The sequence below is a fragment of the Mucilaginibacter sp. 5C4 genome, from assembly GCF_034345625.1.
GTDB lineage: Bacteria > Bacteroidota > Bacteroidia > Sphingobacteriales > Sphingobacteriaceae > Mucilaginibacter > Mucilaginibacter aurantiaciroseus.
The window spans coordinates 3049778-3065573 of sequence record NZ_CP133775.1 but is presented as its reverse complement, the minus strand read 5'-3'; the positions used below and the strand labels follow the sequence as shown (position 1 = coordinate 3065573).

The following is a 15796-nucleotide window of genomic DNA, read 5'->3' as shown; positions in this document are numbered from 1 at the left end:
TGGTTAATTATTAATTGATACGAATAAGTTTTGCAAAGTAATTATTAATTTCAATAATTTCAAATTTTTGCCATTAATTTAATTTATTGTTAATTTATTTAATCAATTTAAGATTTTTATTTCTGAAGCTGTATCGGTAGGTTTTTTTGAAGGAAATCATCATACACCATTCTTATCCCTTGCTCTATGCATACTTTATGTTTCCAGCCCAATTTATGCAGTTTAGAAACATCCAATAATTTGCGCGGGGTACCATCTGGTTTTGATGTGTCAAATTCAATGTTTCCGCTAAAACCGCTTACCTCTTTAACCAATATCGCCAATTCTGCAATTGAAAGGTCTTCGCCGGTACCGATATTAATAATACCAGCCTCGTTATAATTGTCCATTAAATAAAAACAGGCATCGGCCAGGTCATCAGCAAATAAAAACTCCCTTTTAGGCGCTCCCGACCCCCAAATGATTACTGATGGAGCCTGTTGTTCGGTGGCTTCATAAAACCGCCGCATCAGTGCGGGTAATACGTGCGAATTTTCGGGATGATAGTTATCATTATATCCATACAAATTTGTTGGCATTACGGAAATGAAATTACATCCATATTGATCTCTATACGCGTCACAAAGCTTTATACCTGCTATTTTAGCAATTGCGTAGGGTTCATTAGTTATTTCCAACTGGCCGGTTAGCAAATGCTCTTCCTTTATAGGTTGGGGCGCCATTTTAGGATAGATACAACTCGATCCTAAAAACAAAAGTTTTGTAACGCCTGCCCGAAATGACTCATGTATTACGTTATTTTGGATCTGTAGATTATCATATAAAAATTGAGCCCGATAGGTATTGTTTGCGACTATACCGCCAACCCGCGCTGCGGCCATAAAAACATATTCAGGTTTCTCATGCTCAAAAAAGTCAGCTACCAGGCGCTGGTCTTTTAAGTCCAGTTCAGATGAATTGCATATCAGAATATTTGTGTATCCTTCGCTTTCAAGCTTCCTTAATATTGCTGAACCAACCATGCCTTTATGGCCTGCTATATAAATTTTATCGCTTTTATTCATATTGGTTTTTAATCAAATATCCCGAGTCTTTGAGAATCTTTTCTTTAATGAAGAGTTCCACATCGGCGTTTACCATTTCCTTTACCAGCGCTTTTAAGTCGTATTTGGGTTTCCAACCTAATTTTTGCTGGCATTTGGTTGGGTCACCTATTAATAAGTCAACCTCAGTTGGCCTAAAATATTGGGCGTCGACACAAACCACTTCTTTACCATATTCTACTAAGTAATTAGGGTTGTTACAATAGGCCACATATCCTTTTTCGTCAACACCGCTTCCTCTAAATTCTACAGTAATATCAAGTTCTGCAAAGGCCAGCCTTACAAATTCTCGCACGCGTGTGGTGATACCTGTGGCAATAACGAAATCTTCGGGTTGTTCCTGCTGTAATATCAGATACATGGCTTCCACATAATCTTTAGCGTGTCCCCAGTCGCGTTGTGCATCCAGGTTACCCAGGTAAAGCTTATCCTGTAAACCCATGGCTATTTTAGCAACTCCCCTCGTAATTTTACGTGTCACAAAGGTTTCACCTCTAAGCGGGCTTTCATGGTTAAATAAAATACCATTACAAGCAAACATATTATACGATTCCCGATAATTTACAGTGATCCAATATGCGTAAATTTTGGCAACTGCATAAGGCGACCGTGGGTAAAACGGAGTAGTTTCGCATTGGGGGACTGCCTGCACCAAGCCATATAGCTCGGACGTTGACGCTTGATATATTTTAGTTTTCGTCGTTAGATCTAAAATTCTTACGGCTTCTAATATTCTCAAAGTCCCTATTCCGTCAACGTTGGCCGTATATTCAGGCGTATCAAAACTTACTTTTACGTGCGACATTGCACCCAAATTATAGATTTCATCGGGTTGGGTTTGTTTTATGATCCTGATCAGATTTGTCGAGTCGGATAGGTCGCCATAATGTAAAATAAAATTCAAGTCGGATTCATGCGGATCCTGATATAAATGATCGATCCGGTCGGTATTAAACAACGAACTCCTCCTTTTAACACCATGTACAATGTAACCTTTTGCTAATAATAATTCTGCCAGGTATGCTCCGTCCTGGCCCGTAATACCTGTGATTAAGGCGATTTTTTTCATAATAATTTTCGTATATTAAATTTCCTGGGGCGTGCTGTAAACATTAAGATTTTACATGAATGAAACATTACATGAATAATGTCAATAATTTAACTTTTGTTTTATAAATTTTCTAATTTGGAATTATAATTTCAATTAAAGACTATAATTCTTTTATTTCTCCATTAATTCGATAAATTCTTCTTTTAATTAAATTATAATAACTATATAATAAACAATTTGCCCCATTATTCAGTTCTGATTTATATCAGCAGGAGTATTGCTTGCCGCTATATTTACAAATAACATAATGTCTATCAAACTTTACATGCCAATAACGGCGCTATTAGTATTTTTTCATTTTTCGGTACTTGCGCAAAAAACAGCCATTGGGATACAAGGCGGGGTGAGCAGCCGGAATTTAACCAATGGTGCATCTCTATCACAATTAGTAACATCCGGAAACCATTTTGTAATAGCCCCAAACTTTGGGGTTTTTGCAGAGTTTAAATACTCAGCCACGTTCTCACTGCAACCTTCGATTGAATATAGTGCCCAAGGCAGTAAAAATGGAACCTTCAAGACAGGTATAAATACCCTACATCAGGAAAACACAAACAGCAGTAACCGGGCTGAATTAAATTATTTGATATTACCGGTTTTGGCCAAATTTGGATGGAACTTACAGGAATCGCCAGTTAGATTTTATATAGCCGCCGGGCCCTTCGCCGGCGTATTGCTTTCGGCCAAACAAACTGTCTTCGATAGTTCACCAAATGCTGTAAATGGCGAAGATGTAAGAGCATATCTACATAGTTTCAATGCCGGCATCCAAGCAAAGGTGGGCTTGATATACATTTTGGGCAGGGGTAACTTATCAATTGAAGGCGGCGGCAATTTTGGATCACTTAGAATACAAAAGGCTATAGTAGCTGATAAAAACAACACCGGTTCCCTTATAATTTCTATTGGTTATAGTTATTGGTTAGGCGCCGACTTCCGCACATCAAACAACCCTATTAGGTTATAACTTTATAATAAATTAGAATATTTTCACTGCGTCCCCGGTGTTCCATTTAGAAACGGGTTGAACGCTGTGGAATATTTTGATGATCAATAGCTTTTCTTTTTTAAAATAATTAAATTACGGCAACTATCTGATGATCCAAGGTATCGTTTTCAAACTTTTATCGACTTTTTCATAATTCACTGAATATCAGCTTACTTTTAAATTTGGGTACTTTGTTTGGCGACCTGCATCGCCAAAAGCCGCTTGCCAGTATATACCCAAATACCTGTCTGCCAAACTTTAAATTCATTTCAGTTTGCTTCCACAGCTAAAACCCCGCGCATTACCGCGGAGGCACTATTTATGAGCCGATTCAAAAAATATTATTTTTTTTTACCTCAAAGAAATATCTGAGTTAATTAATTGTCAATTATATTAAATTACTTTCAAAGAAAAACTTGACAAAATATTTTTAAAGAAATGTTTATGACTTCTTATCAGGGAGTATCCACAATAAGTAATTAACAATTTATTCAATAAAATAACTGACAATGAAAACAAATTTTAAAAGAATAGCCTGTTACAGCTTAGTTAACATACTGTTGGTAACAACTCTGTGCTTACCATTTTATGCCTTTGGCCAATTAACCAAGGTTGGCTCAATTGAATATTTGAAATATTGTAATGGAACTAATGGAATTAAATTAGGGACCGACTTCAATATGATACCAAACTATAAACTGGCGCTTTTGGATGGAGAGAAGAAAGTTGATGCCGACAGTTGTATGAAATTTGAGTATAAGGATGCCAAATTGCTAAAAATGGATAGCGATTTAAACCTCGATTTAATTGGAATTCGCAACTATAAAAGCAAAATTGTAAATATCTATCTTTTTTTGTAACTATTTAGTAGCCAATTTTGCGATTAAAGAAAGTACATAAAAGACATCCAATCCGGATTTTATTGTGGTGTCGATCACGGAGCGGAGTATGGCAAAGCCATCCGCACCACTGGCGGAGCGAAGGAGTCCCTTGCATATTCACCAAAGGAGGAAAATATCGAGGTTTCGTGCGCTAACGTGAATAAGATGTTACAGGTAAGTATAAAAGATGAAGGCATGGGCATTAAACCCGAGGACCAGGAGAAGTTATTTGAACGTTATCACCGGATTGAGAGAGCCAGTACCCAAAACATTTCCGGCTTTGGCCTGGGCCTGTACCTTTCTTCCGAAATTACCCAACGCCATAAAGGGAAGATATGGGTGGAGAGTGAATCGGATAAGGGATCTACATTTTACTTTAACTTTCCAATTGCCTGATGTGTGGTGGGATCAATAAACCGGCTCCATAACGATGCCTGTATGGATAATTTCACCACAGAGCTTCTTCTTAAAAACTCTGTTTACTAGGAGCGTTCTCCGTTTCTCGGTGGTTAAATTTCCCCATGCCAGTGGTTGTAGCGCCCAAAATTTTTGCGTCGATCAAATCTAAAATTTCTGAATCCACAGTTTCATCAAACTTTCTTGCAAAAAGATCATCTGAGGATGCAATGGCCATAAAATCGGTTACCTTTAATATTACCGGATGCGGGTTACTCACCTTTTCCCAAATTGTAAAACGCTTTTCGCTATTCTCAATGCTGCTTAAAAGTCTTTCGTCGGTGCTGTTACCTATTATCATTTGCACAAACACCTCATCTGCTACAAAGGTATTTTTGTGAAAATGCAGGTATTCAGGATGTTGGGCTACATAATTTAAAATGTAATTAAGGGCATACGTATCAAGGTTCCACCAGGTTTGCCCGGTAAAGGGTTTCATTCCGTTAGGTATCTTTCTCCTTAAAAAAGGGATATAAGCAGATACCAGGTTCAAAAACTTTGAGCTAAACAGGTCATACCATTCCAATCCAAAATAATATTTGTCAACCCGGTATAAGCCACCCCGGTCGCTGCCCGGCCACCGTTCATAATTGGGTATAGGGAAATAGTTTATAAACACCGAATATGGAGAGGATACAAAAAATTCATCTATTTCGTCATTGCTTTTTATCGGGTAATCTTGGCCGCTGAGCAGCATAATTCGGTCGAATTCGGTTTCTGAGTCTTTTATCGCTATCAAGCCGCTTAAAAATGGTTGTATGGTGCCTAAACTACCCCATTTCGAATCAAATCGTTCTAAAAAATGCAGTGAATTGCCAAAGTCGTTCAGGTTGTCGAATTGCTTGAGGTCTGCTTTTTTATCAATATGTATAAAAAACTCCGATTTACCATCACTTAACCGGGAAATAAGCCGGTGAAGCTGAGCTGGGGCCTTATGCGCTATAATTATGTATGCTTTTATCATGCAAGTAAAACAATAAATCGGAAAAAATGTTTAATCTATAATTAATAAAATGTCATTATGAATAATAAAATTTACGATTACCTTATTGTTGGTAGCGGTTTATTTGGAAGTGTGTTCGCCCATGAGGCTTATTTGCAGGGAAAAAAGTGCCTGGTAATAGATAAACGAGACCATGCAGGCGGCAATGTATATTGCGAAAATGTGGAAGGGGTCAACGTTCACAAATACGGGGCACACATTTTTCATACTAACGATAAAGCCATTTGGGACTATGTTAATTCATTTGTAGAGTTTAACAGGTACACCAATAGCCCCATTGCAAATTATAAAGGCGATATGTACAGTCTGCCCTTTAATATGAATACTTTTTACCAGTTGTGGGGAGTAAAAACGCCTGCCGAAGCTAAAGAAAAGATCCAATCGCAAATTGATCAGTTAAATATTAATAACCCCGACAATTTGGAACAACAGGCCCTGTCATTGGTGGGTACAGATGTTTATGAAAAGTTGATCAAGGGATACACAGAGAAACAATGGGGAAGGGTTGCTACAGAGCTGCCAGCATTTATCATAAAGCGTCTGCCCGTAAGGTTCACATTCGACAATAATTACTTTAGCGATAAATACCAGGGCATCCCGATCGGTGGTTACAATAAACTTACTGAAGGTTTACTAAAAGGAATTGAAGTGAGATTAAATGTTGATTACTTTGAAGATAGGGAAGGCTGGAGTGCATTAGCAGACCAAGTAGTTTATACAGGTAAAATAGATCAATATTACGACTTCCGATTCGGGCAACTAGAGTACCGCAGCCTGAAATTTGAGCACGAAGTGCATGATATTGAAAACTACCAGGGCAATGCGGTGGTGAATTATACCGAACGTGAAGTGCCCTATACCCGTATCATTGAGCATAAGCACTTTGAATTTGGCACCCAGCCCAATACTGTTATAACAAAGGAATACCCTGTGGAGGGGTCGCTAAAAAACGAGCCCTATTACCCGATAAACGACGAAAAAAATACTGCAGTATTTAAACTATACAAGGAACTGGCAGACCAGGAATACGATGTAATATTTGGCGGCCGGCTGGCCGAATACAGGTATTATGATATGCATCAAATTATTGGTTCGGCTTTAAAGGAAGTTTCCAGGCAGTTTGATAAGCAGGCAGTTGAGGGCTAATCTGGTTCCGCGTAACATATTATCAAGCAAGAACTCAATTCCTATGAAAGTTATAACTGTTATAGTTACCTATAACCGCCTGCAGTTATTAAAAAGATGCGTAAATGCGGTGATAGACCAAACAATGGCGCCCAACGAAATAATTGTTATCAATAACGGTTCAACGGATGGTACGGCAGCCTGGCTTTTGGAGCAAACTGTTACCACTTTTACCCAAAAAAATGAAGGCGGTGCGGGTGGATTTTCTGCCGGTATCAAATTGGCTTATGATCATAGTGCAGATTGGATATGGCTTATGGATGATGATACCATTCCGCAAAAAGATGCCTTACAACAATTGGCGTCGGCATTAAAGGAGTTTCAGTCCAAGCATAATAATATCGGATTTTTGTCGAGTTACGTGCACTGGACGGACGGAAATATCCATGAAATGAATCGTACCTATTTATTAAACGATAAAAGTAAAATTGCTAAGCTTAAGATAAGCAGCGGTGTAAACTTACCCTTGATACAATTTGGCACTTTTGTTTCCATGCTCATTTCGTCAAAAGCTGTGGAGAAGGTCGGCTTACCTATAAAAGATTATTTTATATGGAATGACGACGTGGAATATTCCAAGCGCATTATTGCAAACGGACTGGCAGGTTTACGGGTTGACGGCAGCATAACACTTCATGAAACACCAATTAATAGTATGAGCAGCGTGTTTACTGATACGTATGCTCAGCTTTGGAAATACCGGTTTGGGATGCGAAACGAACTCTTTACCAAACGCTTGCATGAAGGTGAGTTTCAATTTTGGATCACGTGGGTGCACCGCATGTTCATTATGCCATTCCGCCTCGCCATAAACCGTAAAAACCATCGATGGCCATTTATTAAAATGATATGGGAAACAAGCCTGCAGGCTCTTCGCTTCCGTCCAACTATCGAAAAAGTATAGCCGGTTTTGTAGGGTAGGCTTCAAGGTATACTGCTATCCATCTGTCCAATAAGGCCTTTTTATTTTGTAGTTGTACCTCTTTATCATTAATGGGTAAAACGAAGCCGGCCTCTTTTAGTCCCGTTATAATGTTATTGATATTCCCTAAAGCTACCTGAGTGGCCTTAGCGAGGTTGCGGTAGGCCCAGTTTATCCTATCCTGGTGGAGCATTAAATAAAACACGGTTTTAAGGCCGGTTTTGGTAAAAGCTCGGTTGGTAACCGACTTTTCTGTTTCGGTATGTTTATGGCCATCAAGCCATACAAATTGTTCCGGTGTATTTACGTAGATATTACCAGCAGCATCAAGGTAACCTATTTTATTTTCGCGTAATGTTTCTTTAAGGGTTGGAAATATCCGGTCAGTAATAACCATAAAGGGCTTATATTTTCTGGCCATTTCCAGTATGAATTGAATACGCGCACCTCAAAAGTTTGTACGTTGACTTGTTCAATGGCTATCTGAAAATTCTCTGTTTCCATAACTCTAATTTACTGAATAACAATCTATCAATACAAGTGTGAAAATTTATTTGTCGTTAACGATTGAATTGCTAAAAATATTAGCATAATTTTATAGCCCTTTAACTATCGAACTCATGAACACGAACCGTCAAATCATACACATGGATCAGGATGCCTTTTTCGTGTCAGTAGAAGTACGTAAAAATCCGTCATTGATCGGGAAGCCCATTATCATTGGCAGTCTGTCTGACCGTGGTGTTGTAGCTTCCTGTAGTTATGAAGCGCGCAAATTCGGTATTCATTCTACCATGCCCGCCCATATGGCAAGGATGCTTTGCCCGCACGGCATTTGGATCAGGGGAAATATGGATGAATATACGACTGCCTCGCATGAGATCACCGAAATATTAAAACAGGAGGTGCCGCTCATTGAAAAAGCCAGTATCGACGAGCATTATATTGATATGACGGGGATGGATAAGCATTATGGCACACTGAAATGTGCTAAAGAATTACGGCTAAAAGTTATCAAAGAAACTGGATTACCTATTTCTTTTGGGTTATCGGTAAACAAAACTGTTTCTAAAATGGCGACCAATGAATGTAAACCTAATGGCGAACTTTCTATAGAATATATTGGGGTACAACCCTTTTTGAATCCCTTATCTATCCGTAAAATTCCAGGACTTGGAGAAAAGACCTTTATAAAGTTAAGTGATATGGGCATCAAACGAATACATGAACTTGTACAAGTTCACCCGGAATATATGACCAGTATTTTAGGTAAGAATGGGATTTGGTTATTGCAGAAAGCAAAGGGAATAGATGATTCCCCGGTTATTCCTTACCAGGAGCAAAGGACGATCAGCAGCCAAATGACTTTTAAACAGGATAGTATTGACTTGGTTGCCATTAATTATTTACTCACCTCAATGGTGATGGATTTAGCGTTTGAACTTCGTCAAAAGAAGAAACAAACTGCTTGTATAACCGTCACAGTGCGTTATTCGACACGCGAAGATGTGACCAAACAAGCCAGCATACCCTATACTGCTTTAGATGGCACACTGATCAAAAAAACCAAAGAACTTTTCAAACAAGCTTATCAAAAGCGAATATTGATCCGGTTGGTTGGTGTTAGGTTATCTAACCTGGTAAACGGATTTGAGCAAATTGATCTATATACGGCATCGGAGGAACAATACAGTCTTTGTCAGGCGATGGATAAGATACGCCGCCGTTTCGGCCCTCATTCCATTAAGCTGGCCTCCGGCATGGATTTAAACTTGTAATGTCATGTACATCAATGTCCATTCTCAATATAGTCTGCGCTATGGTACAATGTCTATCCCTAAATTAGTGGATGAGGCACTGGCGCGCGGTATCACGCAAATGGCATTAACTGATATTAATAATTCCACCGGCATTATGGAATTTATGCGGGAATGTGACGAAAAGGGATTAAAGCCTATTGGTGGATTGGAATTTAGGAGAGAAAAAAGACTTCTTTATATTGGTATTGCTCAGAATAGAGAAGGGATGAAAGAACTGAATGATTTCCTGACCGAGCATAACTTAGAAAAAAAACCGTTACCAAATACTTCACCTGATTTCAAATACGCCTTTGTGGTTTACCCTTATGGATATCAAGGCGAATTAAAGAATAATGAATACTTAGGTATTCGGTTCGACCAGTTGAACCAACTATTTAATAAAGACATTGCAGCTATTAAAGGAAAGTTATTGGCTTTACAGCCGGTGTTTGTATTAGACCGGATCGAGTATCGCTTACATGAATATTTGCGTGGCATTGACTTGAATGCCGTCCTGACGATGGTTAAGCCGGAAGACAAATGTATGCCAACAGATATGTTTTTAGCCCCCGGCCAATTAGAGGCGAAATTTGCACGTTACGCCTTTATTTTGGATAACACCCGCAACCTAATGAACCGTTGCATAATGGACTACCCCAAAGGCCGTATCAATCTCAATCGTAAAACATTTACCGGCAATAAAAAAACGACAAAGAGTTACTCGAAAAGTTAGCCATGAGCGGTATGGAGTACCGCTATGGTAAAACTAACAAAGAAGCCTTAAAAAAGATAAAGCACGAATTAAAAGTTATTTATGAACTCGACTTTTGTGCTTATTTCCTGATTACCTGGGACATTATCCGTTATTCTTCCTCACAGGGCTATTACCATGTTGGACGTGGTTCCGGTGCCAATAGCATTGTAGCCTATTGCTTAAAAATAACAGACGTTGACCCCATAGAACTCAACTTATATTTTGAACGGTTTTTAAACGCGCAGCGTACTTCGCCACCCGACTTTGATATTGATTATTCCTGGGATGAACGTGAAGATGTGCAGGACTATATTTTTAAAAGATATGGTAGCCAGCATACAGCGTTGTTAGGTACAATGTCAACATTTAAAGACCGCAGTATAATTAGGGAAATCGGCAAAGTAATGGGTTTACCTAAATCTGAAATCGATGGTTTTACAGACCAAACTCGGGCAGCTATCAACCGGAATAATGATACCTTTAAAAAAATCACAGCCATTTACGAGCGCATGGCCAATATGCCTAACCAGCGCTCCATTCATGCGGGTGGTGTGCTTATATCGGAAGACCCGATCACCTACTACACAGCCCTTGATTTGCCCCCTAAAGGCATGGCTACCGTGCAATGGGATATGTATGAGGCTGAAAAGATAGGTTTTGACAAGTATGATATTTTAAGTCAACGCGGTATCGGGCACATTAAGATGGCGGTTAAATTGGTCGAAGAAAACCAACAGCGCAAAATTGATATTCACCAGGTCAAATCATTTATGAAAGACCCGGTAGTGAACGCCCAATTAAAAAACGGAAATACCATTGGCTGCTTTTATATCGAATCGCCAGCCATGCGGCAATTGATCCGGAAATTGGATTGTGATAATTATTTGATATTGGTTGCGGCAAGCTCCATTATCCGGCCCGGTGTTGCAAGTTCAGGCATGATGGGTGCATATATTAAATACCATCATGCTCCTGACACAGTTAACTATCTCCATCCCGTAATGGAGGAACAACTGAAAGAAACCTATGGGGTAATGGTGTATCAGGAGGATGTGATTAAAATTTGCATTCATTTCGCCGGTATGGACGGTACTGATGCGGATATATTGCGCAGGGGTATGAGTGGCAAATACCGCTCAAAAAAAGAATTTGACCGATTGGTAGAACGATTTTTTGAAGAAGCAAAGAAGTTGGGCAGACCGGATGATGTTGTCGCAGAAGTATGGCGACAGGTATCCTCATTTGCGGGTTACAGTTTCTCTAAAGCACATTCTGCCAGTTTCGCGGTCGAAAGCTACCAAAGCCTATTTTTAAAGACCTATTATCCCAGGGAATTTATGGTCGCAGTGCTCAATAATTATGGAGGTTTTTACAACCGTGCCCTATATGTGCATGAATTGCAGAAATCAGGGGCCCACATACATTTACCATGTGTGAATAACAGCGATAGCATTGTTAACATCACCGGAGTAGATGTGTATTTGGGGTTTGTTGGTGTCCACGGCTTAAATGATACTTTCATAATGCTTATTCCCGAAGAACGGCGCGAGAATGGTATTTATCAAAGCCTGGAGGATTTGATAAAACGTACTGGTTTAGGATTGGAACAGACGATAATATTGATACGTGTTGGTGCATTGCGTTTTACTGGAAAAAACAAAAAGGAATTGCTATGGGGCGTTCATTTATTAATGGGTAATAAAGTAAAGCCTGATAATGAAATAGAACTATTTTGTCTGGAAGCAAAGAATTATAGCCTGCCGGTGTTGATAAACACCAAGTTAGAAAACGCCTATCATGAATTAGAAATATTAGGATTTTCCTTGAGCATGTCCATGTTTGACCTTTTGGAAACGGAATACCGGGGCGAGGTTTGTGCAAGTGATTTGATAAACCACGTTGGACAATTGGTTAGAATGGTTGGGTTATATGTTTGTAAAAAAACGGTTCACACTAAAACAAACAAAAAAATGTGGTTCGGGACCTTTTTAGATGTTGAGGGCAATTTCTTTGATACCGTCCATTTTCCAAATTCTACGCCCGCTTATCCGTTCAGAGGAGCGGGGTGTTACTTAATGGCCGGTAAGGTTGTTCAGGAATTTGGTTTTGCAAGTTTAGAGGTTCTTAAATTTGCAAAACTCCCAATATACGGTAACCCGGTAATCAGTTAATTCAATTTATTACTTGTCCCAGTTTTACAATTTAGACTGCTTCCTAGTGTTACATATTATTTTGCTTTAAAAAATTCCTAAAATCTGCAAGTATCCTAAACTTAATTATTATAAAGCTTAAGAGCTACATTCATCACTATTAATAAAATATAGTAACCACGTTAATTAAAATAATTTTTTTATTACTTGTATCTATATGTTTGACCTTCTATAAGCCAGTTGAGGATACCATTTCCTATTAGGTGATACGAAAGCCTTTTTTCTTTTAATGAAACTTAAGCCAAAAACTTTTGTTAATTATCATAGTAATCTATCAAATTACCTATTCAGTCTTTTACTTCCCGGATACGGGCGGTAAGTCGATTCTGAGTCATTATTAACCAAAAAAAAAATACCACATACGCTGGAAATACTGTAATATATTGGATTGATGAGCAGAATTTTACCGTTGAATTAGTACACGATTTTACAATTACAAGTATCTAAATAGATAATAAATTATCATGGAAGGATTTACTACCAACATTGAAAAGGAGACATTGGAAAACAACAGTTTTCGTAAAGTTCTATATACTGCAGAGTATAGCCAGATTGTTTAATGAGCCTTCAGCCTAAAGAGGAAATAGGCATGGAAACCCATGAAAAAAATGATCAGTTTTCCGTTTTGAAAGTGGACAGGGTAAATGCATTATAGATGGTAATGAATATGGGGTTAAAAACGGGGATGCTGTTATTGCACCTGCGGGCGCAAAACATAACGTAATTAATACGTCAGATTCAGAAGCGTTAAAGCTTTATACAATTTATTCCCCGCCAAACCATAAAGATGGGATAATACGACAAACTAAAATGGAAGCAGAAACTATTAAAGAAAAGTTTGACGGTAAAACGACAGAGTAGTTTGATAAAAACGCTTTAAAAGCAATCGTAAATTCAAAAACACTTGATAGGGATTCTGATAATATTGTTGGGTATCTGAAGGTAAATTTAACTAATTAAACATGATGCACGATAATTCTTCGGCTTGGAGGATGTGGATTATTCCAATTAGCATTGTTCTCTTATTTGTATTTGTTTTACTAACAGAAACAAAATGTAAATAAAAGGCGCATCGTGCAGCATATCATAAAAAATATTTATTGCCGATTGTATGATCAATGATAGTGTCTCTAAAAATAACCAGACAGCAACTATCACTTTTAATAAAATAGATGCTTTCGCTTAAAATAAAGAATTATCTAAAAAAATGCAGCCAATTCATCCTTTTTATCATTGATTTAAGTGTAATAAAATGAGTTATGAAATCATACTTGAAGACGAAGTCATAAAAATCGTACACATTACGTCTGCTACTTTTAAAACCTGGAAAATTTGGCGGGTTCAATTTCATGATGGAAAGGAAGCGGTGCTTTATAAATGTGGAAATGAATGGATGCAACGTATTGAAGATCAACTTGAAATTCAATTTTTAATAGCTATAGGTAAATATATAGACGAGCATAGTTTGAAAAATCCATCACTACTGTTCGATAATTAGGACTTTAAAGATTCGTACTCAGGAATGTGTAATTCTTTTATAAAAATTTAAATAATGAATAAAGTAATTCTGTTACATAAAAGGCCCGTTGGAAAACCTGCCTTAAGTGATTTTAAATTTGCCATTGAAGAGGATCCGGTAGCGGATGAGGGCGAACTATTACTGAAAACATTATATGTTTCAGTAGATCCTTATCTACGTGGAAGAATGAGTGATTCTAAATCTTATGTTCCTCCCTTTCAATTAAACAAACCAATCCAATCAGGTATTATAGCAGAAGTTATCAGGTCAAATCATACAGATTTTAAAATCGGTAATTTCGTTTCCGGAAATCTGGAATGGAAGGAATACCAGATATCTGTAGGTAGCGGATTGACCAAAATAAATGATAGTGCTGATAATTTAAGTAAATACTTGGGCATCTTAGGCATGACGGGGCTCACTGCTTATTGTGGGCTGACAGAGATTGGAACTCCTAAAGCAGGTGAAAATATTGTAGTATCAGGAGCCGCTGGCGCTGTAGGGAGCGTAGTTGGACAGATCGGTAAAATACTCGGTTGCAGGGTAGTTGGAATAACGGGAGCAGATGAAAAAGTTGGCCTTTTAAAATCAAAGTTTCATTTTGACCAGGCTATTAATTATAAAACTGCAGGAAATTTGAAAGAAGCAATTGGAAATGCTTGCCCTGCCGGTGTTGATGTTTATTTTGATAACGTTGGGGGTGAGATATCTGATGCTGTTTTAGCCAACATAAATAAATATGCCCGCATACCACTTTGTGGCGCAATATCTCTTTACAATGAAACAAAGCCGCCAGTCGGACCCCGTATTCAACCAGTGCTTTTGGTTAAAAGTTCCTTAATGCGTGGATTTATAGTTTCTGATTTTTCCGATAAATTTCCCGCAGCCATAAAACAATTGGCAAGCTGGCTAAAAGAAGGCAAACTCACTTATGCCGAAACCATTGTGGAAGGATTTGATCATATTCCGCAAGCATTTCTTGATCTGTTTGAGGGAAAGAACGAAGGTAAAATGATTGTTAAAATTTAAAATAAACTTACTTATGAAGGTATTGATCGTATTAACATCGCATAGTGAATTGGGAAATACAGGTGAAAAAACCGGTTTTTGGATAGAAGAATTTGCCGCTCCTTATTATGTGATGGCCGATGCCGGTGTAGAATTAACCATCGCATCTCCAAAAGGTGGCCAGCCCCCTATTGATCCGAAGAGTGAGGCTCCTGGTGCAGAAACACCGGCCACGCTACGGTTTAATAATGATCAGGCTTTAAAAGATAAACTGGCTCATACCATTAACTTAAGTAATGTTGGGCAAACTGACTACGATGCAGTATTTTATCCCGGAGGGCATGGCCCATTATGGGATTTGGCAAACGATGAAACATCTATTGCTTTAATTGAAAACTTTTATAAACATAACAAACCCATAGCTTTTGTATGTCATGCGCCTGGTGCCTTGATAAAAGTCAAAGCACCTAACGGCGAACCTTTGGTAAAGGGAAAGACTATAACAGGTTTTTCTAATACTGAGGAAGAAGCCGTTAAATTAGCTGCAATAGTTCCTTTTTTGCTAGAAGACGAATTAGGAAAACTGGGCGGTATTTACACCAAAGGGCCTGACTGGGGTGTATATGTAAAAAAAGATGGTCTTTTAATCACAGGTCAAAATCCTGCTTCATCAGAAGAGGCAGCCAAATTACTTTTAGCATCGCTTAAGGAAATAAATAGCGAAATTTAAAGAGTTTCAATAATTTAATGCTTCAAGCAATATACTGATAGGTTATTGTAAAGAAATACGTTAGCGTTCGTGCAACTATCCGTAAGTCATAGCTTAACTGATTGCAGAACTTTATTACATACATCTT

16 protein-coding genes are annotated in these 15796 nt (G+C 38.2%); 12 read left to right on the top strand and 4 right to left on the bottom strand.

Translation table 11 applies throughout. The features are described from left to right. Positions 1-116: 116 nt before the first annotated feature. Complete coding sequence (locus RHM67_RS14395; protein WP_322227510.1) at positions 117-1064, bottom strand: GDP-L-fucose synthase; 948 nt, start codon at positions 1062-1064, stop codon at positions 117-119. Then, on the bottom strand, positions 1057-2172 hold the full coding sequence (gene gmd / locus RHM67_RS14390; protein ID WP_322227509.1) for a GDP-mannose 4,6-dehydratase: 1116 nt from the start codon (positions 2170-2172) through the stop codon (positions 1057-1059). The genes RHM67_RS14395 and gmd overlap by 8 nt, the downstream gene beginning before the upstream one ends. 289 nt (positions 2173-2461) lie before the next feature. On the opposite strand from gmd, the gene RHM67_RS14385 reads away from it, so the two are divergent. The 3 genes from RHM67_RS14385 to RHM67_RS14375 all read left to right on the top strand — a co-directional run bounded on the left by RHM67_RS14385 (position 2462) and on the right by RHM67_RS14375 (position 4479). Beyond that, positions 2462-3181 (top strand): porin family protein, encoded by a 720-nt coding sequence (locus RHM67_RS14385; RefSeq protein ID WP_322227507.1) that lies wholly within the window; start codon positions 2462-2464, stop codon positions 3179-3181. A gap of 530 nt (positions 3182-3711) precedes the next feature. After that, a complete protein-coding gene (locus tag RHM67_RS14380) occupies positions 3712-4062 on the top strand; it encodes a hypothetical protein (RefSeq protein ID WP_322227505.1) in 351 nt (116 codons plus the stop codon). A 36-nt stretch (positions 4063-4098) separates the two neighbouring features. Then, a complete protein-coding gene (locus RHM67_RS14375) occupies positions 4099-4479 on the top strand; it encodes a sensor histidine kinase (RefSeq protein ID WP_322232195.1) in 381 nt (126 codons plus the stop codon). Positions 4480-4549: 70 nt separating this feature from the next. Here RHM67_RS14375 and RHM67_RS14370 read toward each other — a convergent pair whose 3' ends face one another. Continuing rightward, entirely contained in the window at positions 4550-5503 is a 954-nt protein-coding gene (locus RHM67_RS14370) for a beta-1,6-N-acetylglucosaminyltransferase (protein WP_322227503.1), read from the bottom strand. A 57-nt stretch (positions 5504-5560) separates the two neighbouring features. Between RHM67_RS14370 and glf the strand changes: the two genes are divergently transcribed. Both glf and RHM67_RS14360 read left to right on the top strand, forming a co-directional pair. Continuing rightward, on the top strand, positions 5561-6688 hold the full coding sequence (gene glf / locus RHM67_RS14365) for a UDP-galactopyranose mutase (RefSeq protein ID WP_322227501.1): 1128 nt from the start codon (positions 5561-5563) through the stop codon (positions 6686-6688). Between the two features lie 43 nt (positions 6689-6731). Beyond that, a complete protein-coding gene (locus tag RHM67_RS14360; protein ID WP_322227500.1) occupies positions 6732-7631 on the top strand; it encodes a glycosyltransferase family 2 protein in 900 nt (299 codons plus the stop codon). Here RHM67_RS14360 and RHM67_RS14355 read toward each other — a convergent pair. Continuing rightward, entirely contained in the window at positions 7615-8070 is a 456-nt protein-coding gene (locus RHM67_RS14355; RefSeq protein ID WP_322227498.1) for a hypothetical protein, read from the bottom strand. The two genes, RHM67_RS14360 and RHM67_RS14355, sit on opposite strands and share 17 nt — an antisense overlap. 199 nt (positions 8071-8269) lie before the next feature. Here RHM67_RS14355 and dinB point away from each other — a divergent pair, with 199 nt between their 5' ends. From dinB to RHM67_RS14320, 7 genes are all read left to right on the top strand, one after another. Further along, the gene (gene dinB, locus RHM67_RS14350; protein ID WP_322227497.1) at positions 8270-9427 is read left to right on the top strand and encodes a DNA polymerase IV; all 1158 of its coding nucleotides are present in this window, start codon (positions 8270-8272) and stop codon (positions 9425-9427) included. A gap of 4 nt (positions 9428-9431) precedes the next feature. Then, the gene (locus RHM67_RS14345; protein ID WP_322227496.1) at positions 9432-10181 is read left to right on the top strand and encodes a PHP domain-containing protein; all 750 of its coding nucleotides are present in this window, start codon (positions 9432-9434) and stop codon (positions 10179-10181) included. 2 nt (positions 10182-10183) lie between these two features. Continuing rightward, the gene (dnaE, locus tag RHM67_RS14340; RefSeq protein ID WP_322227495.1) at positions 10184-12373 is read left to right on the top strand and encodes a DNA polymerase III subunit alpha; all 2190 of its coding nucleotides are present in this window, start codon (positions 10184-10186) and stop codon (positions 12371-12373) included. A 687-nt stretch (positions 12374-13060) separates the two neighbouring features. After that, positions 13061-13273, top strand: coding sequence for a cupin domain-containing protein (locus RHM67_RS14335; protein WP_322232194.1), 213 nt, complete (start codon positions 13061-13063; stop codon positions 13271-13273). A gap of 391 nt (positions 13274-13664) precedes the next feature. Beyond that, positions 13665-13910, top strand: coding sequence for a hypothetical protein (locus RHM67_RS14330; RefSeq protein WP_322227493.1), 246 nt, complete (start codon positions 13665-13667; stop codon positions 13908-13910). A gap of 54 nt (positions 13911-13964) precedes the next feature. Next, positions 13965-14960 carry an NADP-dependent oxidoreductase gene (locus RHM67_RS14325; RefSeq protein ID WP_322227492.1) on the top strand — a complete coding sequence of 332 codons (996 nt, stop codon included), beginning with the start codon at positions 13965-13967 and terminating at the stop codon, positions 14958-14960. Between the two features lie 13 nt (positions 14961-14973). Then, the gene (locus RHM67_RS14320; RefSeq protein ID WP_322227490.1) at positions 14974-15669 is read left to right on the top strand and encodes a type 1 glutamine amidotransferase domain-containing protein; all 696 of its coding nucleotides are present in this window, start codon (positions 14974-14976) and stop codon (positions 15667-15669) included. Positions 15670-15796 lie beyond the last annotated feature (127 nt).